The following is a 21,991-nucleotide window of genomic DNA, read 5'->3' on the forward strand; positions in this document are numbered from 1 at the left end:
ACTAATAGATCGAGGACTTAACCAACGCTTTTTAAAAAATGAAATACCTTCTTATTATCTAGTTTTGAAGGAATGAAAATTTCTTCTTGCATTTTGACTTCATACATGTTATGATTATAAATGTGTTAAAAAGATTAAATGTTTGGTGGCGATAGCGAAGAGGTCACACCCGTTCCCATTCCGAACACGGCAGTTAAGCTCTTCAGCGCCAATGGTAGTTGGGGGTTTCCCCCTGTGAGAGTAGGACGCCGCCAAGCTATAATCTTTGTATCCTTTTTGAGAAAATGGGAATACTTAATTTATATAAGTAGCATTTATACCGTCGCGGGGTGGAGCAGTCCGGTAGCTCGTCGGGCTCATAACCCGAAGGTCGCAGGTTCAAATCCTGTCCCCGCAATCATAAAAAAAAACGAAACTTAGGTTTCGTTTTTTTGTTTTATCCGAAAGTCAAATAATTATGTCCCTAACTTATTTGTTTCTTCTTTTGAAACAAGGTAAACTACATATAGAATGGTTTTTGTTCCATAATACTGTGTTTATGGTTCTCGACATGAACTATAGAGGTGATTGATATATGCAACATTTTGAATGGATTTCTCAGGATGAGGAAGAAACAGCGCAATTTGCGCATAAATTGGCACAAAAACTTTCGAGTGGAGATGTACTCGCTTTAGAAGGTGACCTGGGTGCAGGGAAAACGGCATTCACAAAAGGGCTAGCTAAAGGATTAGGTGTTACTAGAGTAGTAAATAGCCCTACCTTTACGATAATAAAGGAATACATGGGGCGATTGCCTTTATATCATATGGATGTATATCGGGTAAGTGAATCAGAAGAAGATTTAGGCTTTGACGAATATTTTGATGGTGATGGTGTGACAGTCGTTGAATGGGCCCATTTAATAAAGGATCACCTTCCTGATGAAATCTTGACCATTTATATTTATCGTCTTAGTGATACAAGCCGGCGTATTGTCTTAGAAGCTAAAGGCGAACGATATGTAACGTTATGTAAGGAGATTATTTGATGAAGGTTTTAGCTATAGATACTTCGAATTTTACATTAGGGATTGCACTGATAAATGGGAGTCAAGTAATTGGTGAGTATACGACGAACCTAAAGAAAAACCATTCGGTGCGGGTAATGCCAGCAATTGAGACGCTGTTAAGGGATTGTGATACTAATCCGAAGGAATTGACTAAGATAGTGGTCGCTCAAGGTCCAGGCTCTTATACAGGCGTCAGGATTGGTGTGACGATTGCGAAAACCTTGGCCTGGACGCTTCAGATTCCGTTATCAGGTGTTTCCAGTTTAGAAGCTTTAGCAGCAAATGGACGTTATTTTAACGGGTTGATATCTCCCTTGTTCGATGCAAGAAGAGGGCAGATTTATACTGGATTATATGAAATGAAAAACGGTCTGTTAAAAACAGTCATGGAAGATTGTAATATTCTATCCTCTGAGTGGGCGATGCGATTGAAGGAATTAAATCGTCCTGTTTTATTTGTTGGTCAAGATGTTGACATCCATCGGGATGCGATTACGGAAGCGTTAGGCAATTTAGCAGTATTTGCTCCGGTACAGTCGTTTAACTCAAGACCAAGCGAACTGGCTTTCATTGGTCTTAACAAGACTGAAGTGGATGTTCACCAGTTTGTACCGAATTATATTCGCATGGCTGAAGCAGAAGCTAAGTGGCTTGAACAGCAGGGGAAATAAAAAGGAAAGCGACCGATTATTATGAGTAAAACATTGACGTTCCGAAAGATGAAAACGGAAGATATCGACCAAGTGCTTAACGTGGAAAAACAATCCTTTACTTTGCCTTGGAGCCGGGAAGCTTTTTTTAATGAATTGAATCATAATCAATATGCTGTATATATGGTGATAGAGGATGAGGGGAAAATAGCTGGTTATTGCGGCGCATGGATTGTCATTGATGAATCGCACATTACCAATATTGCAATTTTACCTGAATACCGAGGGCAAAAGCTTGGAGAAGCTTTGCTCAGGAAGATGATTGAAATCTCCATTGCAATGGGTGTGGTGAGGATGACGCTTGAAGTCCGTCTCAGCAATGCAGTAGCCATTTCACTTTATGAAAAACTAGGTTTCCAAAAGGGTGGAATCCGAAAAAATTATTATACAGATAATCAAGAAGATGCTTATGTTATGTGGGTGAATTTTTCATGAAAACTAATCAACTTATATTAGGAATTGAAACGAGCTGCGACGAAACTGCGGCAGCTGTCATAAAAAATGGAACAGAGATACTGAGCAATGTCGTGGCTTCACAAATAGAAAGCCATAAACGTTTTGGCGGAGTCGTCCCCGAAATAGCTTCCCGTCACCATGTAGAGCAAATTACGATTGTTCTTGAAGAGGCGCTGCTTCAGGCAGGTGTGACATATGAAGATTTGGATGCCATTGCCGTTACAGAAGGCCCTGGACTTGTAGGGGCACTATTAATAGGCGTTAATGCGGCTAAGGCTGTAGCTTTTGCACATGGAATCCCGATTGTAGGTACGCATCATATAGCGGGCCATATCTATGCAAATAGACTTATTCAGGAGATCCAATATCCTGCCCTTTCTTTGGTCGTTTCGGGGGGGCATACTGAATTGGTTCTTTTGGAAGAACCGGGTTCTTTCAAGGTGATAGGGGAGACGCGGGATGATGCAGCAGGAGAGGCGTATGATAAAGTGGCTCGAACCTTGGGGCTCCCTTATCCTGGTGGCCCTCATATCGATAGACTTGCACAAGAAGGTTCACCTACTTTGAAACTGCCTCGGGCATGGTTGGATGGCAGCTATGACTTTTCTTTCAGCGGTTTGAAATCAGCTGTTATCAACACTTTGCATAATGCAGAACAGCGCGGGGAAAAAATTGAACCTAAAGATTTGGCGGCAAGTTTCCAAGCAAGCGTGATAGAAGTCCTTGTAATAAAGGCTGTTAAGGCTGCCAAGGAATATAATGTGAAACAGGTATTGCTCGCTGGAGGAGTTGCGGCAAATAAAGGCCTGAGGGGAGCATTAACGGAAGCTTTTAAGGATTTACCTATGGATATATCCATTCCGCCCCTCTATCTGTGTACGGACAATGCGGCCATGATCGGTGCTGCCGGCAGTGTCATGTTTGAAAAAGGTAAACGCTCCGGATTGGATTTGAACGGAAATCCCGGATTGGATATAGAAGCATTTTAATTGACGTGAAGACAGGACCTTAACTTCGGGTACCTGTCTTTTTATCGTGTTTAATAAAAAAATAGAATATTCTGTGGATAAAGTTTATTCGATAATCAAACTGCATGTGTATAAATGGGGATTTTGTGGATAAGTGGATATGTTTCTGTGGATTATGTGTATAACTCAAATTAATGGCTAGTAAACGGTAAGTAATTTGTTAACAATTTTGTGGATAACTTTTAGGGGCATTTTAACTGGAAAAAGAAAAGACCGAGTCATTTGACTCGGTCAATTGTCATTCTTCCAGTTCAGCCCATTCTTCGAGAAGCAGGTCTAATTTTTCCTGTGCTTTATCAAGCTTTGTTTGGACTTCCATTACTTTCTCATGGTCCTGGAAAACATTTGGGTCACAAAGGTGTTCATTGTATTCGTTTATTTCGGTTTCAAGGAGCTCCATGGCCGCCTCGATTTCCTCAATGCGCCGTTTTCGCTGGCGTTCAGCTTTTTTTGCTTCCTTATCGATTTTATAATTTGTTTTTTCTACGGCTACATCTAAGGTTTTCGCTTGATTTTCCTGTTCAAGTGCTTTGATTTCAGCTTGCTCCTGTTTCTTCTCTACGTAGTAATCATAATCACCGAGGAATTCTTCGTTTCCGTCTTTGGAGAGCTCGATCACTTTCGTTGCTATCCGATTTATGAAATAGCGGTCATGTGAGACGAAAAGTATGGTTCCCGGATAATCGATCAAGGCGTTTTCAAGCACCAATTTACTGTCGAGGTCCAAATGGTTTGTTGGTTCATCAAGAATTAAAAAATTCCCTTTTTCCATCATCATTTTGGCTAGAGCTAGCCTGGCCTTTTCGCCGCCGCTTAGTGTGGAAACGGTTTTTAAAACATCGTCCCCACTAAAAAGGAAATTACCGAGTACGGTCCGTATGTCCTTTTCCGGTTTAAGGGGATAGTCATCCCATAATTCATTGAGTACACGTTTATTGGAGACAAGGTTTGCCTGTTCCTGATCGTAGTAGCTGACTTCGACGTTCGTTCCAAAACGGAAATTCCCAGAAAGTGCAGGCAGCTTAGAGATGATCGTTTTCAATAACGTTGATTTTCCAACGCCATTTGGGCCAACAAGAGCTATGCTCTCTCCTTTTGTCATCCGGGAATTTATATTTTTTGATACCGTTTCCCCTTCGTAACCGATAGCCAAATCCTGAAGGTGAAGCACTTCATTTCCACTTTGCCTTTCAATCTGAAATGAAAAATTAGCGGACTTTTCATCACCTTGCGGCTTGTCCAATACATCCATCTTTTCGAGCTGTTTGCGTCGGCTTTGTGCTCTTTTCGTGGTGGAAGCCCTTGTGATATTGCGTTGGACAAAGTCGCGAAGCTTTTCGATTTCCCCTTGTTGTTTCTCGAACAGCTTCATATCCCGCTCATAATCTTCCGCTTTTCCCTCTAGGTAAGAACTATAATTGCCATAGTACTTTTTCATGTTATTCCGGGTAATTTCATATACCTGGTTTACAACTTTATCTAGAAAATAGCGGTCATGGGAAACAATAAGGACAGCTCCTTGGTAGCCTTGTAAATATTGTTCAAGCCAGGAGAGGGTTTCGATATCCAAATGGTTCGTCGGCTCATCCAGAATCAATATATCCGGTTTCCTTAAAAGCAGCTTCCCTAAAGCAAGCCTTGTTTTTTGCCCACCGCTTAGAGTGGAAATTAGGGTAGAATAGTCAAAGTCAGCAAACTGAAGTCCATGTAATACGGAACGGATATCCGCTTCATATTGATAACCGCCCTTCTCTTTGAAAGCTACCATCAAAGTGTCATATTCATTTAATACTTTTTGGTAGATAGCTTCATTTTCAAAGATGTCAGGTCTGGCCATATCAGCCTCAAGGCGACGCAGCTCCTTTTCTTGTTCTAAAAGGTCCTTGAATACAGTCAGCATTTCATCCCAAATGGTTAGTTCCGATTCCAGTCCCGTATCCTGTGCCATATATCCGATGGTGACGCCTTTTGGTTTGATTATTTCACCGCCATCATGGGAAAGCTGCCCGGCTATGATTTTTAGCAGAGTAGATTTTCCAGCGCCATTTCGGCCGACAAGTGCAATTCTATCCTTATTTTGAACTTCGAGCTTCATATTTGATAAAATAAGTTCAGCTCCATAATATTTCGATAGTTGATTGATTTGTAATAAAATCATAGATTTCACCTCAATTGATTATTGTTAGTGTAACGTATTATAGTTATTATCGGCAACAGCTTGGTTCCAAGCAAAAACAAGCTGTTACATAAAGTGGAATAATAGTGTATGATTTAGGAGGGGTTACTTAAATGGGAGACTTAACGCATTTTAATGAACAAGGCCGGGCCAAAATGGTTGATGTGAGTGCTAAACCTGAAACTTCCCGGACGGCAATAGCTCAATCGAGCATTTTATTGAACGATGAAATATATGAGTTGGTCACGAACCAGAAAATGAAAAAAGGTGATGTACTGGCCGTTGCACAGGTTGCAGGAATCATGGCTAGCAAAAATACATCCAATATAATTCCAATGTGCCACCCTATTGCTCTGCAAGGGGTCAATATAGCCTTTGAATGGGAAAAAGAAGATGAAGGATATAGGCTTAGGATTGAAACAGAAGCTAAGACAAAAGGGAGTACAGGTGTGGAAATGGAAGCGTTAACAGCTGCATCCGTAACTGCCTTGACTATTTATGACATGTGTAAGGCCATTGATAAGGGAATGGTAATCGGGCCTACATTCTTAGTAGAGAAAACAGGCGGAGTGTCTAGTAACGATTATAAGAGACAAGTAAATCAAACAGATAGAGATTAAGTTGAAAAGCATGTGTGAAGGCGGGGAAGAATGATGAACCATGACCCAAAGATACCGCAGGCAACAGCCAAAAGGTTGCCATTGTATTATCGATTTTTAAAGAACTTACATTCCTCAGGCAAACAAAGAGTTTCCTCGGCAGAGCTAAGCGAAGCTGTAAAGGTGGATTCTGCTACCATTCGCCGTGATTTTTCCTACTTTGGAGCGCTTGGAAAAAAAGGATACGGCTACAATGTCAATTATTTATTATCCTTCTTTAGAAAAACATTAGATCAAGATGAACTGACAAAAGTCGCTTTAATCGGAGTGGGAAATTTAGGGACCGCTTTTTTAAATTACAATTTCATGAAAAACAATAATACGAAGATTGAAATGGCATTTGAAGTTTCTGAAGATAAGGTCGGCAAGCGAATAGCTGATGTGCCAATCTATCATATGGATCAAATCGATACACTATTGCAGGAAAATAATATCACTGCGGCTATTTTGACAGTACCTGCTCAGGTAGCACAGACGATAACCGATCGTCTAGTCAAAGCTGATATAAAGGGAATATTGAATTTCACACCTGCACGGCTGACGGTACCCCCATCCATAAGGGTTCACCACATTGACCTGGCCGTGGAGCTTCAGTCGCTCATCTACTTTCTGAAACATTATCCTGTAGTGGAAGAAGCTGCATTGGAGGAATGAAAAAAACGCTGCATCTTCGCAGCGTTTTTTTATTTTTTCTTATTTTTTTGGGCGGCTTTAATCTTGAAGTGAAGCATGATCATGCGTAATCCCGATCCAAAGTCTAGAGTCGCAATTAGTACAAGTATGTAGGCAAAGATTCCCCATCCCGAAGAACTGACGGTTTGAATCGCGATAGCGGTAAAAAGAGCTCCTAAGCCTGCATAGATGATACCCATGAATAATGGTGATTGACGTTTCATAATAAACCTCCGATGAAGGCCTGTGCAGTATCTAGCATCTTCTCAATATCTTCCCGATATACAACTTGAAAGATGATAACAAGCGTATTCATCGCAATATGTGCACTTATGGAAACGAGGATGCGGCCCGTTTGCGCATAAAGAAAAGCAAAGGTAAAGCCCATTGCCGAATATAAAAGAAGATGTTCGAGTTCACCATGCGCCAAGCCAAAAATAACTGAACTGAGTAAAGCTGAAATAAAGAAGTTAAAGCGTTTATGAAGTGATCCGAAAATGATTTTCCGAAAAATGATTTCTTCCAATATAGGTCCAATAACTGAAGTGACGAAAATGACTATGGGAACTTGGTAAATGAGTGAAATGAGCTGCTGTGTATTTTCAGATTCAGTCTTTACCCCGAGCATCTGTTCAATGTATCCAGCAATGCTTTGCGCAAAAAGAGCGAGGAACACTCCCGCAAATGCCCATAATATAGACGTGGGAATGGAAGCTGAAGTGCTTCTGTCCATCTTTTCCTTCATATCTTTTCTCATTAACAACAGGACCAAGGATAGAGCGACGAGAAAGCTGAATACGATCCAGTATGCTGCAGACTTCACTTGGAGTTCATCAGCAGGCATTCCAGTTGAAGACCCAATCAGCATGAAAAGGGGCACCCCAACAATAGTGGATAAATGCATAGCAATGTAAGTGATGATGACGAACCAATATTCTTTTTTCAAAGATGAAAACTCCTTTTATTTAGTCACCCATTCCGCTTAGAACGTTTCTGATATGGGGACAATCTATAAACGCATACTCCAAAATGGTATCAAATAATGAGACAGAACACCACTTAAAGGTACCCCTAACAAAACATTTCAGTTCCTTTGTTAAAAGAATCATTATGCTAAAGTAGTATACCCGTAATTTATCAGAAATTAATAAAAAATTTTCGATAAGATACTTGCAAAAAAGGCTCGGTTTATTTAATATTATAAATGTGTTAGCACTCGATAGTGAAGAGTGCTAATAATCATGAAACAAATTATCAAGAGAATATGAGGAGGTTGTTTCACTTGTTAAAACCATTAGGTGATCGCGTTATTATTGAACTAGTTCAATCTGAAGAAAAAACTGCAAGCGGTATTGTTCTTCCTGATACTGCAAAAGAAAAGCCACAAGAAGGTAAGGTAGTAGCTGTTGGTACTGGCCGTGTCCTTGAAAATGGCGAACGTGTTGCTTTAGAGGTTGCCCAAGGCGATCTAATTATCTTCTCAAAATATGCAGGTACTGAAGTTAAATACGAAGATACTGAATACTTAATTTTACGTGAAAGCGACATTCTAGCTGTTATCGGCTAATTATACATCATACTTAACTGAACGAAAATTTTCTTAAAATTTTAGGGAGGTACTTATAAATGGCTAAAGAAATTAAATTTAGTGAAGAAGCTCGCCGCTCCATGCTTCGTGGTGTGGACGCACTTGCAGATGCAGTTAAAGTAACGCTTGGACCAAAAGGTCGTAACGTGGTTCTTGAGAAAAAATTCGGTTCACCGCTTATCACAAATGACGGTGTGACGATCGCTAAAGAAATTGAATTGGAAGATGCATTCGAAAACATGGGTGCGAAATTGGTTGCTGAAGTAGCAAGCAAAACAAACGACGTAGCTGGTGACGGTACAACTACTGCAACGGTTCTAGCGCAAGCGATGATTCGTGAAGGTCTTAAAAACGTAACAGCTGGTGCAAACCCAATGGGTATCCGTAAAGGAATCGAAAAAGCGGTTAATACTGCAATTGCAGAATTAAAAGCTATTTCTCAACCTGTTGAAAACAAAGAATCGATTGCACAAGTTGCTGCTATCTCTTCAGCTGATGAAGAAGTGGGTCAACTGATTGCTGAAGCTATGGAACGTGTTGGTAACGACGGCGTCATCACAATCGAAGAGTCTAAAGGTTTCACAACTGAATTGGACGTTGTAGAAGGTATGCAGTTCGATCGTGGATATGCTTCTCCTTATATGGTTACAGATTCAGATAAAATGGAAGCTGTTTTAGACAATCCATATATCTTAATCACGGATAAAAAAGTAACGAATATCCAAGAAATCCTTCCTGTACTTGAGCAAGTTGTTCAACAAGGGAAACCACTATTATTGATTGCTGAAGATGTAGAAGGCGAAGCGCTTGCAACTCTTGTTGTGAACAAACTTCGTGGAACATTCAATGCAGTTGCGGTTAAAGCTCCTGGATTCGGTGACCGTCGTAAAGCAATGCTTGAAGACATCGCAGCTCTTACAGGCGGCGAAGTAATCACTGAAGAAATCGGACTTGATCTTAAATCTGCAACAATCGAATCTTTAGGACGTGCGTCTAAAGTGGTTGTTACAAAAGAAAACACAACAATCGTTGAAGGTTCTGGAGATACAGCTCAAATTCAAGCTCGTGTAAACCAAATCCGTGTTCAATTAGAAGAAACAACTTCTGAATTCGACCGTGAAAAATTACAAGAACGCCTTGCTAAATTAGCTGGCGGTGTAGCAGTAATCAAAGTTGGTGCAGCTACTGAAACGGAATTAAAAGAACGTAAACTTCGTATTGAAGATGCATTGAACTCCACTCGTGCCGCTGTTGAAGAAGGTATCGTAGCCGGTGGTGGTACAGCACTTCTTAACGTATACAATAAAATCGCTGAAATTCAAGCGGAAGGCGACGTAGCAACAGGCGTGAAAATCGTTCTTCGTGCTATCGAAGAGCCTGTTCGTCAAATCGCTCACAATGCTGGACTTGAAGGCTCTGTAATCGTAGAGCGCCTTAAAGGCGAAGCAGTTGGTACTGGCTTCAATGCAGCTACAGGACAATGGGTGAACATGATCGAATCCGGTATCGTCGATCCTACTAAAGTAACTCGTTCAGCTCTACAAAACGCTGGTTCTGTAGCAGCAATGTTCTTAACAACAGAAGCTGTTGTTGCTGACAAACCAGAACCTGCTGGCGCAGGCGGCATGGGCATGCCTGATATGGGCGGAATGGGCGGAATGGGCGGCATGATGTAATCATCGCTTAAATCCCTTAGAGGGGTTTAACGAGGATTCAGAATGAATGCTCACCTAACATGTGAATATCTTTAAAGTTGAAGGCCTCTCACAGTTTACTGATGGGAGGCCTTCTCTTATTTGTTGTCAGTAAAGACAAAATTCCATGTTGGGAATGAAATCGTTTCGAACAGCCACCTATATTTTGAGTGGTATTGAAGTAAGCGTATGGTTTAAAAAAATCAACCTCATCAACAGAAAAAGTCTGCCCAAAATGAGGTTGAATTCATTCATAAGTTGTTCGGAGTAGCTGCTTAATCCCAAAGTTAGCAGGATATTACCATTCTATGTTTCTATTTCTTATTTTTGCACTAGAACCTTCTAAACTCCCCAATAAACTTTGACTTATATTAACGAGAATCTAGTTAAATTCAAAAAAAAAGCGCTTGCATTATTAATATTTTTGATTATAATACTTGTATACAAGTGTACTTGAACTCTATTAGAAGGTGAATTTATGGTCGAATCAAAGGAATTTCTTTATCCTGTAAAATGGCTTTCAAAAGCTTCAGCTGGTGATCGTGTAACATCCGAGCTTAGAATGCGTATTATTTCGGGTATGATTGAAAGCGGTACCATCCTATCCGAAAATAAATTAGCTGCTGATTTCGGTGTTAGCCGCTCACCCATTCGTGAAGCTTTAAAAATACTGGCATCTGAAAATATCATCCGATTAGAAAGAATGGGTGCGGTTGTCATTGGTTTAACAGAAAAAGAATATGCAGAAATTTATGATGTGCGTTTACTCATAGAGACGTTTGTATTTGAACGGCTAGTAAGGATGGACACGAATGAATTAGCAATGGAACTTAGTAAAATACTGGAAATGATGAAAATTTCCATGAAATACCGAGATGCTGATGAGTTTTCCTATCAGGATGTCCTATTCCACGAAACAATTATTCAGTCCATTAATCATTCCTATATCCTGATGATCTGGGATAATTTAAAATCTGTGATGGAAAGTTTGATTCTTCTATCCATGCGTTGTCGTTTTAAAGAAAAGTATGAAGACTTTACACGGATCATAAATAATCATCAACTTTATATTGATGCGATCAAAACAAAAGATCGAGACCTTATGATTAAGTCGTTACATGTAAATTTTGATGATGTTCAAGAGAAAGTTGAAGACTTATGGATGTCCCAACAGATGCTTTCAAAAGGGGTCGAACAAGAAAATGACTAGCTATATGTTAGGCGTAGACATCGGTACAACAAGTACAAAAGCTGTATTATTTACGAAAAAAGGCGATGTCATTCAGCAAGAGAATATTGGTTATCCTCTTTACACACCTGATATGTCAACGGCGGAACAAGACCCTGAGGAGATTTTTCAGGCTGTTTTGAAAGCCTTTTCAAATATAACGAAACAGCATTCAGATAAAAAGATATCATTTATTTCATTTAGCAGTGCGATGCATAGTGTTATAGCTATGGATGAAAATGACCAGCCGCTAACCCCTTGTATCACTTGGGCAGATAATCGCAGTGAAGCTTGGGCCCATAAAATAAAAGATGAATTAGATGGGCATGAAGTTTACAAACGGACCGGAACACCTATACACCCGATGTCACCATTATCCAAGATCACCTGGATTGTGAATGAATGCCCAGAGATTGCAACCAATGTTAAAAAGTACATCGGGATTAAAGAATATATCTTTAAAAAGTTCATTGATCAATATGTTGTCGATTATTCCCTTGCGTCATCTATGGGCATGTTGAATCTCAAAAATTTGGATTGGGATGAGGAAGCCCTAAGAATTGCTGGAATAACGCGTGGTCAATTATCTGAGCTCGTACCAACAACAAAGATTTTTAACAACTGTGATCCGGATTTAGCCAAACAGATTGGGATTGATCCAAAAACCCCTTTTGTCATTGGGGCAAGTGATGGTGTTCTTTCAAATCTAGGTGTAAACGCTATCCGGAAAGGTGAAATCGCTGTCACGATTGGGACAAGCGGTGCGATTCGGACGATTATTGACGAGCCGAAAACAGACGAAAAAGGAAGAATCTTTTGCTATGCCTTAACGGAAAAGCATTGGGTGATTGGCGGGCCGGTAAACAATGGCGGGATGGTCCTTCGCTGGATTCGCGATGAATTTGCTTCATCCGAGGTAGAAACAGCTAAAAGACTCGGAATCGACGCTTATGAAGTTTTAACCAAGATTGCCGAACGTGTAAGACCAGGGGCTGATGGATTGTTATTCCATCCATATCTTGCTGGTGAACGTGCACCATTATGGAATCCGGACGTACGGGGTTCATTTTTCGGATTAACACTGTCGCATAAGAAAGAACATATGATTCGAGCGGCTTTAGAGGGAGTCATTTACAATTTATATACCGTATTTTTAGCCTTAACCGAATGCATGGACGGTCCCGTGACCCGAATTCAAGCTACGGGTGGCTTCGCTAGGTCGGCTGTTTGGCGGCAAATGATGTCCGATATTTTCGAATCGGAAGTCGTGGTTCCGGAAAGCTACGAAAGTTCCTGCCTGGGTGCTTGTATATTGGGATTATATGCCACAGGGGAAATTGAGTCCTTCGAAGTAGTTTCAGAAATGATAGGCAATACCCACAAGCACACACCGATAGCTGATTCTGTAAAAGAATATAGGCAACTACTGCCGATTTTTATTAACCTATCAAGGGTATTGGAAAACGAATATACACAGGTTGCGAATTATCAAAGAAACTTAATAAATGCTGCAAAGTAAAGACATGGAGGAATTACAATGCCATTAGTTATTGTCGCTTTAGGAATTGTCGCTTTATTAATTTTAATAATGGGCTTAAAATTAAACACCTTTATTTCCTTAATCATTGTGTCGTTTGGAGTGGCTTTAGCACTTGGGATGCCACTTGATGGAATTGTCAAAACCATTGAAGCAGGATTAGGCGGAACACTTGGTCACTTAGCGTTAATCTTTGGACTTGGAGCGATGTTGGGTAAGTTAATCGCAGATTCAGGCGGCGCGCAGCGCATTGCCATGACCCTTGTTAAAAAGTTCGGTGAAAAGAATATTCAATGGGCAGTCGTAGCAGCATCATTTATTATCGGTATCGCGTTATTTTTTGAAGTGGGATTAGTATTATTAATTCCAATCGTATTTGCGATTTCAAGAGAATTAAAAGTTTCGATATTATATCTTGGTATTCCAATGGTAGCGGCATTATCCGTAACACACGGTTTCTTACCGCCGCACCCGGGACCAACCGTTATCGCTGGTGAATATGGTGCAGACATTGGTCAGGTTTTACTGTACGGCTTCATCATTGCGGTACCAACCGTTATTTTAGCTGGACCAGTATTCACGAAGATAGCTAAAAGGTTAGTACCTGACTCATTTACGAAAACAGGCAGCATTGCCTCTTTAGGAGAACAAAAATCATTTAAACTTGAAGAAACACCTGGATTTGGGATCAGTGTATTTACTGCCTTACTTCCGGTTATATTAATGTCAATTGCTACGATCATCACTTTGATGCAAAAAACAATGGGATTTGAAGATAATGGTCTACTAGCAGCTATCCGTTTTATTGGTGAAGCCGGTACTGCCATGTTGCTTTCCTTATTATTTGCGGTCTATTCAATGGGATTAGCAAGAAAGATTCCAATGAAAGATATTATGGAATCTTGTACCTCAGCAATCTTGCATATCGGAATGATGCTCTTAATCATAGGGGGCGGCGGAGCCTTCAAGCAAGTATTGATCGACGGCGGTGTAGGTGACTATGTAGCTGAATTATTCAAAGGAACATCATTATCACCAATCCTGCTTGCCTGGATCATCGCGGCAATCCTGCGTATTTCCTTAGGATCTGCTACCGTTGCTGCCTTAACGACAGCTGGTTTAGTAATTCCGATGTTAGGTCAGACGGACGTTAACCTTGCTCTAGTTGTACTTGCTACAGGAGCGGGAAGTTTAATCGCTTCACACGTTAACGATGCTGGTTTCTGGATGTTTAAAGAGTATTTTGGTTTAAGCATGAAAGAAACATTTGCAACATGGACCTTGCTTGAGACGATTATTTCAGTAGCTGGATTAGGGTTTATTCTATTACTAAGCTTATTTGTATAGGCTTTTCCCGGCAGTAAATCCCCCACTTATAGTAGGGATTTACTGCCTATTATTCTTACATAAAAGGAGCAGAATTAAATGTTCAATACAATTGGTGTCATTGGTTTAGGGGTCATGGGCAGTAATATCGCTTTAAATATGGCTAGTAAGGGGGAACAAGTAGCTGTCTATAACTACACAAGAGATTTAACGGATCAGCTTGTTGCTAATTTGGACAGTCAGCCGCTCCATCCGTATTACGAAATCCAAGACTTTGTTCAGTCACTGGAAACTCCAAGAAAGATTTTTCTAATGGTGACTGCGGGTAAACCGATCGACTCGGTGATCAATTCATTACTTCCTCATCTTGAATCAGGCGATATTATCATGGACGGCGGCAACTCCCATTACGAAGATACTGAACGCAGATATGATGAATTGAAATCTAAAGGAATCAGTTACTTAGGAATTGGTATTTCTGGTGGAGAAGTCGGGGCGTTAAAAGGACCTTCAATCATGCCAGGTGGAGATAAAGACGCCTATGAAAAAGTAGCTCCAATTCTGACAAAAATCGCAGCCAAAGTAAATGATGACCCTTGCTGTACCTATATCGGTCCAAAAGGAGCAGGTCATTTTGTAAAAATGGTACATAACGGGATTGAGTATGCAGATATGCAATTAATCGCCGAAGCTTATACGTTTTTAAGAGAAAAGTTGCATTTAGAAGTTAATGAAATTGCTGACATATTTGAAACATGGAATCAAGGCGAACTGAAAAGTTATTTAATCGAAATCACAGCCGAAATTTTAAGGAAAAAAGATGAAGTAACGGGCTTACCCTTGATCGATGTGATTCTGGATAAAGCAGGACAAAAAGGCACAGGTAAATGGACCAGCATGCAAGCTATTGATAACGGAATACCAGCATCGATTATTACAGAGTCTTTGTTTGCTCGTTACATTTCCGCTTTAAAAGAAGAACGGGTCAATGCAGAACATATTCTAACAGGCCCTGAGAACGATCAGCAAAAATTAGATAAAAATGAGTGGATTGACTATATTAGACAAGCATTATATATGGGGAAAGTTTGTGCATACGCGCAAGGTTTTACTCAATATAAAATGACTTCTGAACTTTACGGCTGGGATTTGCCTTTAAAGGATATTGCGCTGATTTTCCGTGGTGGCTGCATCATTCGTGCAGAATTTTTAAACGTCATTAGCGAAGCCTATCAAGAGCAGCCGAATCTGGCTAATTTATTAGTATCACCATATTTTGCCGAAAAGGTTACGGATTACCAGGTAGGATTGCGAAAGGTTGTCTGTGAGGGAATAAACTCCGGTATCTCGTTTCCATGTTTAAGCGCTTCACTCACTTATTACGATAGTTATCGAAAAGGCATCTCAAATGCTAACCTTTTGCAAGCACAACGTGATTATTTTGGAGCACATACCTATGAACGACGTGATTTAGCAGGAGTCTTTCACACAAACTGGCAGTGATAGAAAGTGACAAAAGAAACAGTCATTTCTCAATAACCGTTCATGAATTTGAGATGAATAAATTTGATAAACTCTTAAAAAATCTGTCATTGATTGACAATGTTATGTTTCCTGCTCTTGTATCAAAAGAAGCGGATAAAAATGCGGTGTATCAAAAAGCAAAAAAACTGATGGAAATGACAGGAATTGAAAAGCTTGCAGATAATACGATCACTCAAGGCTCTGGCGGCCAGCTGCAGAGAGTCGCCATCTCTAGAGCATTGACAAAATGATCCGGATATCATTTTTGGAGACGAACCGACCGAAGCATTAGATTCCAAATCGTCAGCAGACATTATGTCTATTCTGGCAGAGATTAATAATGAAGGGACAACCATCATGCTCGTGACGCATGATGCAAAGGTGGCAGCAAAAACCGAAAGAGTATTGTTTATGGTAGATGGAAATCTTGTTGCACAGAAGAAAATGAGTAAATACGATAACCAGCATAACGATATTAAGAAAAGAGAAGAAAGCATTATGAAATGGTTGGTAGAAAATGGATTTTAATTTTTAATTGGCATTCGCATAAAGTTTATTTGGAAACTTTATTTGGTAAGTTCGAAAGGGAAAATGAAGAATGTTTGTAAGGAAAGACATGCTAACAATTTGTTAACGCAATCAAGCGGAAAACGATAAAATCTCGTTAAAGATGTTACACACTCTCACCTTACGGGCGGCATGATGTAATCATTGCTTAAATCCCTTGATTTTATAGGGGCCTTGTCTTCAATACTCCATTAAGGGGTAACATTGAACCGTGATATAGCTTAAAAGTAGAGGTTTTCCATTAGTTCTTTGAACTTTTGGGAAGCCTCTTTTTCTATTCTTTTGATAGTTGACTTTTTACATAAGTAACTTGAAATAACGATAAAAGAGCCGCCCTCCAGCGGCTCTTTGTCATACATGAGGCTAATCTAACTTAAATTTGATACCTAAAAATTCTAACGTTGATTTATCTCGTAGTTTGCAGACAATATTTTGGTTAGCAAATATACCCGGCTGCGTTAATGCTTGGTTGGCATCTAATGATTCAATCCATTTAATCCCGACTGTCCAATCTGCATTGTTAGAATCATTTAAGTTATTTGCGATGTTTGGCTGTTTGAGAGGCTCAGCTAAAAGTTTTTTTCCAGATGTCCATTCAAAGTCCTTAACCATTACAGCTTCTGAAGTTACGATGCCGTATCCTACATATCCTCGACCTTTTAAGTAAGCGAGCACTTTATCTCCAACTTGTAGCTTCTTCATATGACCGCTATAACGAGGATGTTGCCCTGCACTTATAAAACCATATGTTTTGCAATCTTCCCAACTCCGATGAATACCATCGCCTACATTTACGTAATAAATACCAGACCAAGGGGCCTTCTTCTTTGCTGATACTTTATCTTCTACTGCTTCAGGATCCATAAGCCATGAGCGGCCAAGCATTTCTTGTGAATTGTCTTTGAAAAAATCAAAGAAGACGCAGTTAATGTTTACATTGTATTCATCTGCTAAGTATTGAACAATCCTTTCAGAGGATGGATCTAGTTCAGAAGCAACGATTACGATACTATGCTGGTTGTTTATCTCTAGTGGTAGCGATGTTTCAAAATGATTTTCAAATGTCTCTTTTAAGCCATGTTTTAAATATTTTACAGCGATTGCCTCTATTTCTACAGTTGTTAACTCTTTTACCCATGAAGCATAATCAAGTGCTTGAGCGATTACGTCACGAGGTGTTCTATCTTTCTTTAATTCTAACAGGACCAGTTCGCCGTCGCTTTTTATAGCTAGTAAATCAATACGTCCACCGAAGCTAGTCACTACTTGCTTCCCAATGATTAAAATATCTAAGCCTAAAATGTTGCTATCCTCTGCAATCCAGTTTTCTAAACGATCTTCACTATCAAGCCGATTTTTTTGAATTTCTTGTAGTTTATTTTGTTCTACTTTCCACAGATTCATATTAAATGGCATTATTTCAACCTCCTATATAGCGAACTCAATACCACTATTTTACACTGAAAGCTCCAATTTCTTGTTAATTAAACTTATAATGAAATAGAAGAAATTATTTAAAAAAGGAGATTTACATGCGTAATAGAAAAGTGCCTATAACAATCTATAAAAACGGAGAGTTACTGGAACAATGTGATAATATTCAAGCTGCTGGCCGATTTTTGAAATCTTATACTAATGATACAAATTTCCGATTTGTGAAAATCCAAAATGGTTATGTTTATGGAGCAACATGGTCATATAATGGATCACCATATACATTTACAGCACCTAAGGAAGATCAAAACAGAAGAAAGTTAGAACTAGAAGGAAAGAAAAAGAAAGGTTCCTTATGAAATCCTATATCCTAGCATTCCAATTTGAAAATATTGAACCAGTTGTGTGGAGAAAAGTAATTGTACCAGGTGGAATTACGTTTAATCGTTTGCACGATGTCATTCAAAATGTAACGAATTTTCAGAGTGGATATCCGTACGAGCCAATTCATTTGTTTGAGTTTCAGCTAGATGATGTTGTTGTAACGAATAATTTACAACGAATAGAAGAAGCGAAAAGCAAATCGTATAAAGGAATTGCGGTGAAGCAGCCGTCACGTATAAAAATTGATACTTATTTGGAGCGCATAGGTGAATTTTTATATGTGTATGATTTCGGTGATGATTGGCGCATTCATGTGAAGCTAGAGAAAGTCGTGGAGGATTATTATTTTGGTTTCCCAACGGTACTTGATTGGGCAGGGGAAGCACCGCCAGAGGATGTAGGTGGTCCGCCTGGATTTGAGCACTTTCTTGAAGTCTATCAAAATCCTCCTCACCCAGAGTATAACTATTTCCGTAGTTGGGCGGCTGAGCAAGGGTTCCGATTATTTGATAAAGCTTGTATGAATCAACGTCTCAAGCATTTAAAATTTCAAAAGACTGAGTGGGATAAAGTACATCATGAGAATTACAGAATAATATCAGATAAATATATAGATATAACGAAGTAGGAAATCTTCTGAAATCTCGATTAACCCAATCATTGTGTTAATTGCTTTGTGTGTTTCAGGTTGTATCGTAAAGTCACGGTATTCTTCAATTTCATTATAATGTTTACTCATATGAATGCCTACAATTGTTATGATAGGCTCGCTGATGCAAAGGTGGTTCCCAGATATTTCTCCATGGATAGGGTCATTAATTGCTGGAGTTACTATTGTTATGATGGCAGTAAACTACTCGTTAGGTGGTACTGAACTGGTAGGAATTTCCCCGGGGGAAGGTGAATCTCCAGAAAAAACAATACCTAAAGCAATCAATCAAACTGTTTATCGGATCATTTTATTCTTTGTTTTATCTATGATTATTGTGGTTTCCATCGTATCTTGACAAGAGATTAAACCAACTGTTAGTCCATTTGTTGTTACGGTTTTACAGGGATATTGCCCGCCAGCGTATCGTGTTTTGAATACCCTTCTACGGTTTTTTATACTTGGTTTAATTGTTTTGGAGTCGATAAGTAAATTAAATCATTATTTTTAGTGAAAAGTAGAGTTTATGCGGTGGAGACTCATTCAAAATTATCCTTAGTAGAAATCCTCAAGAAAGGGGCTGATCGGATCTTTTTTTTGTTTCGTATCGCTGGGCGATATAACTTGCAAATAAATCTAAAAACCTTCATATTTAATAGAAAAGGAGGTCCGATATGCGACGTGATATACAACCGAATGAACGAGCTTTCTCTTCCAAGGAAGTGGCAGAAGAAGTGGGGATTGCAACTCCCACTGTTCGAAAGTATGGTCAAATCTTAGAACGGAATGGATATGAGTTTTTGAAAGATGGAGATCGACGTATCTTTGTTCAATCTGACATCGGAGTGCTTATAGCGCTACGCGATACGGACAAGCCCCTAGACGATACAGCTAAAGACCTTGTATTTCAACAAAAAGAAAGATTAGAAGGATCCAATGAAACAGAGATAGCGATACCCGATACATATGAAAATTTACCCCACGACCCCAATCAATTAAAAGAGGTCTTAATGTTTTTAGTCAATGAACTCGCAGCCACACGTGAAATGAATGTCCAACTGACAAACGATATGTCAGAGCTTAAAACAAAGGTTTCCCGGCTCCAGCAAGATCATCATGTTATAAGTTCTAGTATTGGAAATTCAGCGCAAAGAACTAATACTAAAATTGAACAATTAACTGAACAACAAAATACCCATTACGAAACATTGCTGCAACAAGAAAAACAAAAAAGTGAACTCTTACAAAAAGAAATACAAAATATGCGGGACGAACAGAAAAAAGAATGGAGTTCACAAAATGAATTTAATAAACGTTTAGAAGAAGCGATACAAAAACGTTCAGAAAAATGGCGGGGGCTTTTCTCCATATTCAGAAAATAAGGTGACTGCTAAGGTTTTTTTGCCTGTAATGATTTGTGGAAGCAAATTAATGATGTAGAAACATTTGATAAATCTTTTTTAAATATATAATGATGGATAAAAGCATAGTGCCATATGATTCGCGTAGCTGAAACAAAGAATTAAGAAAGAGTATTTTGGTTTTACAGGATTTGGTACCTGTTATGTAAGTGCTTGGCGATACCAATGTATCGGACGGTCTAAAGGCAAACGAAGGCTCAATTGAAATTCATTGGAGATTTGTTTAAGCGATATGCAATTAAAACAAAAAAACAAGCAAAGAAAAAAGGCATGTTTGATAAAAAGGGAGTTGAGGAGGTTGAAAACTTGCATTCAAAAGCAAGAGTCCTCCTTTATAGAGTTGCTCCAAACAGGGGCTGATTGGCTCTTTTTTGTGTGTTTCGTATCGCTTGGCGATATAACTTGAAAATAAATCCAAAACCTTTAGGTTCAATAGAAAAGCTGGGTTCGATATGCAAACATGATATTCAACCGAATGAACGAGTATTCTCTTCTAAGGAAGTGGAAGAAGGAGTGGGGATGCAACACCCACTGTTCAAAAGTATGGTCAACACTTAGAACGAAACGGATATGAGTTTTTAAGATGGTGATTGCCTATCTTTATTCAATCCGACATCGAAGCGTTCATAGCGTTACGCGATACGGACAATCCCCCAGAGGATATTGCTAAATAACTTGTGTATCAACAAAAAGATAGATTAGAAGAAACTAATGAAGCAGAGATAGCGATACCCGATACATTTGACAATTTAATCCACAATCCCAAACGCTACGCATGAAATGAACGTCCACTGACAAACGATATGCCTCAGCTTAAAACAACAGTTTCCCAGCTCCAGCAAGATCCATGTCCTTAATAGTGTTCCTCAAGAAAGGGGCTGATCGGTTCTTTTTTGTGTTTCGTATCGCTGGGGGATATAACATTCAAATAAATCCATAGAACCTTCATCTTTAATAGAAAGGGAGGTCCGATATGCGACAGGATATACATCCGAATGAATGAGGATCCTCTTCCAAGGAAGTGGAAGAAGAAGTGGAGATGCAAAATCCATTGTTCGAATGTATGTTTAAAACTTAGAGCGATATGGATAGGAGTAGTTAAAAGATAGGGATTGGCATATCTTCGTTCAATCCGACATCGAAACCCTTATAGCGATACGCGATACATATAACAATTTTAACCCATGTTCCTATTCAATTAAAAGAGATCTTAATACTTTTAACCAATGAACACGCAGCTACTTGTGAAATGAACATCTAACTGACAAACGATATGCCTCAGCTTAAAACTGAACAACAAAGAACCCATTACGAAACATTACTGCAATAAGAAAAAGGTTTCATTACCTTTTCTTAAGTCTCCTTTACGATATTCAGGTGTTAATTTACGTTAATGACTATTTAAACCTAAGGCAACCAAATCAAAAGTAGAAATTCCTTTGTTCCAACTATTCGGAATCACCATTTTCAAATTTCAACAATTTCCCGAGAAATATCTACAAATTCTGAGTAGATATCGACAAAATTAGGCTTTTAAAAGAGATAGCGATACCCGATACATATGACAATATATTTAACCCATGTTCTCATTCAATTAAAAGAGACCTTATTGTTATTAACTAATGAACACGCAGCTACGCATGAAATGAACCTCTAACTGACAAACGATATATCACAACTTAAAACTGAACAACAAAAAACCCACTACGAAACATTACTGCAATAAGAAAAAGGTTTCATTACCTTTTTTTAGACTCTTTTACGATCTTCAGGTGTTAATTTTCTTTAATAACTATTTAAACCTAAGGCAACCAAATCAAAAGTAAAAATTCCTTTGTTCCAACTATTCGGGATCACCATTTTCAAATTTCAACAATTTCCCGAGAAATA

General features: G+C 39.1%; 23 protein-coding genes, 1 tRNA gene, 1 rRNA gene and 1 pseudogene. 22 read left to right on the forward strand and 4 right to left on the reverse strand.

Translation table 11 applies throughout. From position 1 onward, the window contains the following. Positions 1-141 precede the first annotated feature (141 nt). From rrf to tsaD, 6 genes are all read left to right on the forward strand, one after another. Positions 142-257 (forward strand): 5S ribosomal RNA (gene rrf / locus ACQKKK_RS25760). Between the two features lie 66 nt (positions 258-323). Beyond that, positions 324-397, forward strand: a tRNA-Met gene (locus tag ACQKKK_RS25765). Between the two features lie 177 nt (positions 398-574). Next, a complete protein-coding gene (gene tsaE, locus ACQKKK_RS25770) occupies positions 575-1,027 on the forward strand; it encodes a tRNA (adenosine(37)-N6)-threonylcarbamoyltransferase complex ATPase subunit type 1 TsaE (RefSeq protein ID WP_427619944.1) in 453 nt (150 codons plus the stop codon). After that, positions 1,027-1,719, forward strand: a complete 693-nt coding sequence (gene tsaB, locus ACQKKK_RS25775) for a tRNA (adenosine(37)-N6)-threonylcarbamoyltransferase complex dimerization subunit type 1 TsaB (protein WP_427619945.1) — start codon at positions 1,027-1,029, stop codon at positions 1,717-1,719. The genes tsaE and tsaB overlap by 1 nt, the downstream gene beginning before the upstream one ends. Positions 1,720-1,740: 21 nt before the next feature. Next, entirely contained in the window at positions 1,741-2,193 is a 453-nt protein-coding gene (gene rimI / locus ACQKKK_RS25780) for a ribosomal protein S18-alanine N-acetyltransferase (RefSeq protein WP_427619946.1), read from the forward strand. After that, the gene (gene tsaD, locus ACQKKK_RS25785) at positions 2,190-3,203 is read left to right on the forward strand and encodes a tRNA (adenosine(37)-N6)-threonylcarbamoyltransferase complex transferase subunit TsaD (protein WP_427619947.1); all 1,014 of its coding nucleotides are present in this window, start codon (positions 2,190-2,192) and stop codon (positions 3,201-3,203) included. The genes rimI and tsaD overlap by 4 nt, the downstream gene beginning before the upstream one ends. A gap of 277 nt (positions 3,204-3,480) precedes the next feature. Here tsaD and abc-f read toward each other — a convergent pair whose 3' ends face one another. Then, entirely contained in the window at positions 3,481-5,400 is a 1,920-nt protein-coding gene (gene abc-f, locus ACQKKK_RS25790) for a ribosomal protection-like ABC-F family protein (protein WP_427619948.1), read from the reverse strand. Positions 5,401-5,531: 131 nt separating this feature from the next. Here abc-f and moaC point away from each other — a divergent pair, with 131 nt between their 5' ends. Together moaC and ACQKKK_RS25800 are read left to right on the forward strand one after the other, a co-directional pair. After that, complete coding sequence (gene moaC, locus ACQKKK_RS25795) at positions 5,532-6,038, forward strand: cyclic pyranopterin monophosphate synthase MoaC (RefSeq protein WP_427619949.1); 507 nt, start codon at positions 5,532-5,534, stop codon at positions 6,036-6,038. A gap of 30 nt (positions 6,039-6,068) precedes the next feature. Beyond that, the gene (locus ACQKKK_RS25800) at positions 6,069-6,731 is read left to right on the forward strand and encodes a redox-sensing transcriptional repressor Rex (protein WP_427619950.1); all 663 of its coding nucleotides are present in this window, start codon (positions 6,069-6,071) and stop codon (positions 6,729-6,731) included. A gap of 29 nt (positions 6,732-6,760) precedes the next feature. On the opposite strand, the gene ACQKKK_RS25805 is transcribed toward ACQKKK_RS25800, so the two are convergent. Together ACQKKK_RS25805 and ACQKKK_RS25810 are read right to left on the reverse strand one after the other, a co-directional pair. Next, positions 6,761-6,973 (reverse strand): YdiK family protein, encoded by a 213-nt coding sequence (locus ACQKKK_RS25805; protein ID WP_061461201.1) that lies wholly within the window; start codon positions 6,971-6,973, stop codon positions 6,761-6,763. Beyond that, positions 6,970-7,695 (reverse strand): CPBP family intramembrane glutamic endopeptidase, encoded by a 726-nt coding sequence (locus tag ACQKKK_RS25810; RefSeq protein ID WP_427619951.1) that lies wholly within the window; start codon positions 7,693-7,695, stop codon positions 6,970-6,972. The genes ACQKKK_RS25805 and ACQKKK_RS25810 overlap by 4 nt, the downstream gene beginning before the upstream one ends. Positions 7,696-8,031: 336 nt before the next feature. Here ACQKKK_RS25810 and groES point away from each other — a divergent pair, with 336 nt between their 5' ends. From groES to ACQKKK_RS25855, 9 genes and pseudogenes are all read left to right on the forward strand, one after another. Continuing rightward, positions 8,032-8,316 carry a co-chaperone GroES gene (gene groES / locus ACQKKK_RS25815; protein WP_053348954.1) on the forward strand — a complete coding sequence of 95 codons (285 nt, stop codon included), beginning with the start codon at positions 8,032-8,034 and terminating at the stop codon, positions 8,314-8,316. Between the two features lie 59 nt (positions 8,317-8,375). Continuing rightward, a complete protein-coding gene (gene groL / locus ACQKKK_RS25820; RefSeq protein WP_061461203.1) occupies positions 8,376-10,013 on the forward strand; it encodes a chaperonin GroEL in 1,638 nt (545 codons plus the stop codon). A gap of 133 nt (positions 10,014-10,146) precedes the next feature. Beyond that, positions 10,147-10,310: pseudogene (locus ACQKKK_RS25825) on the forward strand (IS6 family transposase); the annotation flags it as partial. A gap of 199 nt (positions 10,311-10,509) precedes the next feature. After that, positions 10,510-11,241 carry a GntR family transcriptional regulator gene (locus ACQKKK_RS25830; protein ID WP_427619952.1) on the forward strand — a complete coding sequence of 244 codons (732 nt, stop codon included), beginning with the start codon at positions 10,510-10,512 and terminating at the stop codon, positions 11,239-11,241. Further along, positions 11,234-12,778 carry a gluconokinase gene (gntK, locus tag ACQKKK_RS25835; protein WP_427619953.1) on the forward strand — a complete coding sequence of 515 codons (1,545 nt, stop codon included), beginning with the start codon at positions 11,234-11,236 and terminating at the stop codon, positions 12,776-12,778. Before ACQKKK_RS25830 ends, gntK begins: the two co-directional genes overlap by 8 nt. A gap of 18 nt (positions 12,779-12,796) precedes the next feature. Next, complete coding sequence (locus tag ACQKKK_RS25840; RefSeq protein WP_427619954.1) at positions 12,797-14,143, forward strand: GntP family permease; 1,347 nt, start codon at positions 12,797-12,799, stop codon at positions 14,141-14,143. Between the two features lie 78 nt (positions 14,144-14,221). After that, positions 14,222-15,625 (forward strand): decarboxylating NADP(+)-dependent phosphogluconate dehydrogenase, encoded by a 1,404-nt coding sequence (gene gnd, locus ACQKKK_RS25845; protein WP_427619955.1) that lies wholly within the window; start codon positions 14,222-14,224, stop codon positions 15,623-15,625. Positions 15,626-15,678: 53 nt separating this feature from the next. Continuing rightward, positions 15,679-15,897: an ATP-binding cassette domain-containing protein gene (locus tag ACQKKK_RS25850; protein WP_427619956.1), complete on the forward strand. Its 219-nt coding sequence runs from the start codon at positions 15,679-15,681 to the stop codon at positions 15,895-15,897. 64 nt (positions 15,898-15,961) lie between these two features. Next, positions 15,962-16,174 (forward strand): ABC transporter ATP-binding protein, encoded by a 213-nt coding sequence (locus ACQKKK_RS25855; protein ID WP_427619957.1) that lies wholly within the window; start codon positions 15,962-15,964, stop codon positions 16,172-16,174. 402 nt (positions 16,175-16,576) lie between these two features. Here the strand turns inward: ACQKKK_RS25855 and ACQKKK_RS25860 are convergent, their stop codons facing one another. After that, entirely contained in the window at positions 16,577-17,629 is a 1,053-nt protein-coding gene (locus ACQKKK_RS25860) for an endonuclease NucS domain-containing protein (RefSeq protein WP_427619958.1), read from the reverse strand. A gap of 116 nt (positions 17,630-17,745) precedes the next feature. On the opposite strand from ACQKKK_RS25860, the gene ACQKKK_RS25865 reads away from it, so the two are divergent. The 5 genes from ACQKKK_RS25865 to ACQKKK_RS25885 all read left to right on the forward strand — a co-directional run bounded on the left by ACQKKK_RS25865 (position 17,746) and on the right by ACQKKK_RS25885 (position 20,461). Further along, a complete protein-coding gene (locus ACQKKK_RS25865; protein WP_427619959.1) occupies positions 17,746-18,006 on the forward strand; it encodes a hypothetical protein in 261 nt (86 codons plus the stop codon). Then, entirely contained in the window at positions 18,003-18,659 is a 657-nt protein-coding gene (locus tag ACQKKK_RS25870) for a plasmid pRiA4b ORF-3 family protein (protein WP_427619960.1), read from the forward strand. The genes ACQKKK_RS25865 and ACQKKK_RS25870 overlap by 4 nt, the downstream gene beginning before the upstream one ends. Before the next feature lie 145 nt (positions 18,660-18,804). Further along, positions 18,805-19,038 (forward strand): hypothetical protein, encoded by a 234-nt coding sequence (locus ACQKKK_RS25875; protein ID WP_427619961.1) that lies wholly within the window; start codon positions 18,805-18,807, stop codon positions 19,036-19,038. 316 nt (positions 19,039-19,354) lie between these two features. After that, a complete protein-coding gene (locus ACQKKK_RS25880; RefSeq protein ID WP_427619962.1) occupies positions 19,355-20,062 on the forward strand; it encodes a hypothetical protein in 708 nt (235 codons plus the stop codon). Positions 20,063-20,302: 240 nt separating this feature from the next. Further along, positions 20,303-20,461: a hypothetical protein gene (locus tag ACQKKK_RS25885; protein WP_427619963.1), complete on the forward strand. Its 159-nt coding sequence runs from the start codon at positions 20,303-20,305 to the stop codon at positions 20,459-20,461. Positions 20,462-21,991: the final 1,530 nt, after the last annotated feature.

The organism is Peribacillus sp. NPDC006672, from assembly GCF_050274955.1.
Lineage (GTDB): Bacteria > Bacillota > Bacilli > Bacillales > DSM-1321 > Peribacillus.

Excerpts from the sequence above, each read along its gene's own strand:
- abc-f (WP_427619948.1), bottom strand. The coding sequence starts at position 5,400 with ATGATTTTATTACAAATCAATCAACTATCGAAATATTATGGAGCTGAA.
- gntK (WP_427619953.1), top strand. The coding sequence starts at position 11,234 with ATGACTAGCTATATGTTAGGCGTAGACATCGGTACAACAAGTACAAAA.
- ACQKKK_RS25875 (WP_427619961.1), top strand. The coding sequence starts at position 18,805 with ATGCAAAGGTGGTTCCCAGATATTTCTCCATGGATAGGGTCATTAATT.
- ACQKKK_RS25855 (WP_427619957.1), top strand. The coding sequence starts at position 15,962 with ATGTCTATTCTGGCAGAGATTAATAATGAAGGGACAACCATCATGCTC.
- tsaE (WP_427619944.1), top strand. The coding sequence starts at position 575 with ATGCAACATTTTGAATGGATTTCTCAGGATGAGGAAGAAACAGCGCAA.
- tsaB (WP_427619945.1), top strand. The coding sequence starts at position 1,027 with ATGAAGGTTTTAGCTATAGATACTTCGAATTTTACATTAGGGATTGCA.
- rimI (WP_427619946.1), top strand. The coding sequence starts at position 1,741 with ATGAGTAAAACATTGACGTTCCGAAAGATGAAAACGGAAGATATCGAC.
- ACQKKK_RS25840 (WP_427619954.1), top strand. The coding sequence starts at position 12,797 with ATGCCATTAGTTATTGTCGCTTTAGGAATTGTCGCTTTATTAATTTTA.
- moaC (WP_427619949.1), top strand. The coding sequence starts at position 5,532 with ATGGGAGACTTAACGCATTTTAATGAACAAGGCCGGGCCAAAATGGTT.
- ACQKKK_RS25805 (WP_061461201.1), bottom strand. The coding sequence starts at position 6,973 with ATGAAACGTCAATCACCATTATTCATGGGTATCATCTATGCAGGCTTA.
- ACQKKK_RS25870 (WP_427619960.1), top strand. The coding sequence starts at position 18,003 with ATGAAATCCTATATCCTAGCATTCCAATTTGAAAATATTGAACCAGTT.
- tsaD (WP_427619947.1), top strand. The coding sequence starts at position 2,190 with ATGAAAACTAATCAACTTATATTAGGAATTGAAACGAGCTGCGACGAA.
- ACQKKK_RS25880 (WP_427619962.1), top strand. The coding sequence starts at position 19,355 with ATGCGACGTGATATACAACCGAATGAACGAGCTTTCTCTTCCAAGGAA.
- groL (WP_061461203.1), top strand. The coding sequence starts at position 8,376 with ATGGCTAAAGAAATTAAATTTAGTGAAGAAGCTCGCCGCTCCATGCTT.
- ACQKKK_RS25850 (WP_427619956.1), top strand. The coding sequence starts at position 15,679 with ATGAATAAATTTGATAAACTCTTAAAAAATCTGTCATTGATTGACAAT.
- ACQKKK_RS25860 (WP_427619958.1), bottom strand. The coding sequence starts at position 17,629 with ATGCCATTTAATATGAATCTGTGGAAAGTAGAACAAAATAAACTACAA.
- ACQKKK_RS25830 (WP_427619952.1), top strand. The coding sequence starts at position 10,510 with ATGGTCGAATCAAAGGAATTTCTTTATCCTGTAAAATGGCTTTCAAAA.
- ACQKKK_RS25800 (WP_427619950.1), top strand. The coding sequence starts at position 6,069 with ATGATGAACCATGACCCAAAGATACCGCAGGCAACAGCCAAAAGGTTG.
- gnd (WP_427619955.1), top strand. The coding sequence starts at position 14,222 with ATGTTCAATACAATTGGTGTCATTGGTTTAGGGGTCATGGGCAGTAAT.
- ACQKKK_RS25865 (WP_427619959.1), top strand. The coding sequence starts at position 17,746 with ATGCGTAATAGAAAAGTGCCTATAACAATCTATAAAAACGGAGAGTTA.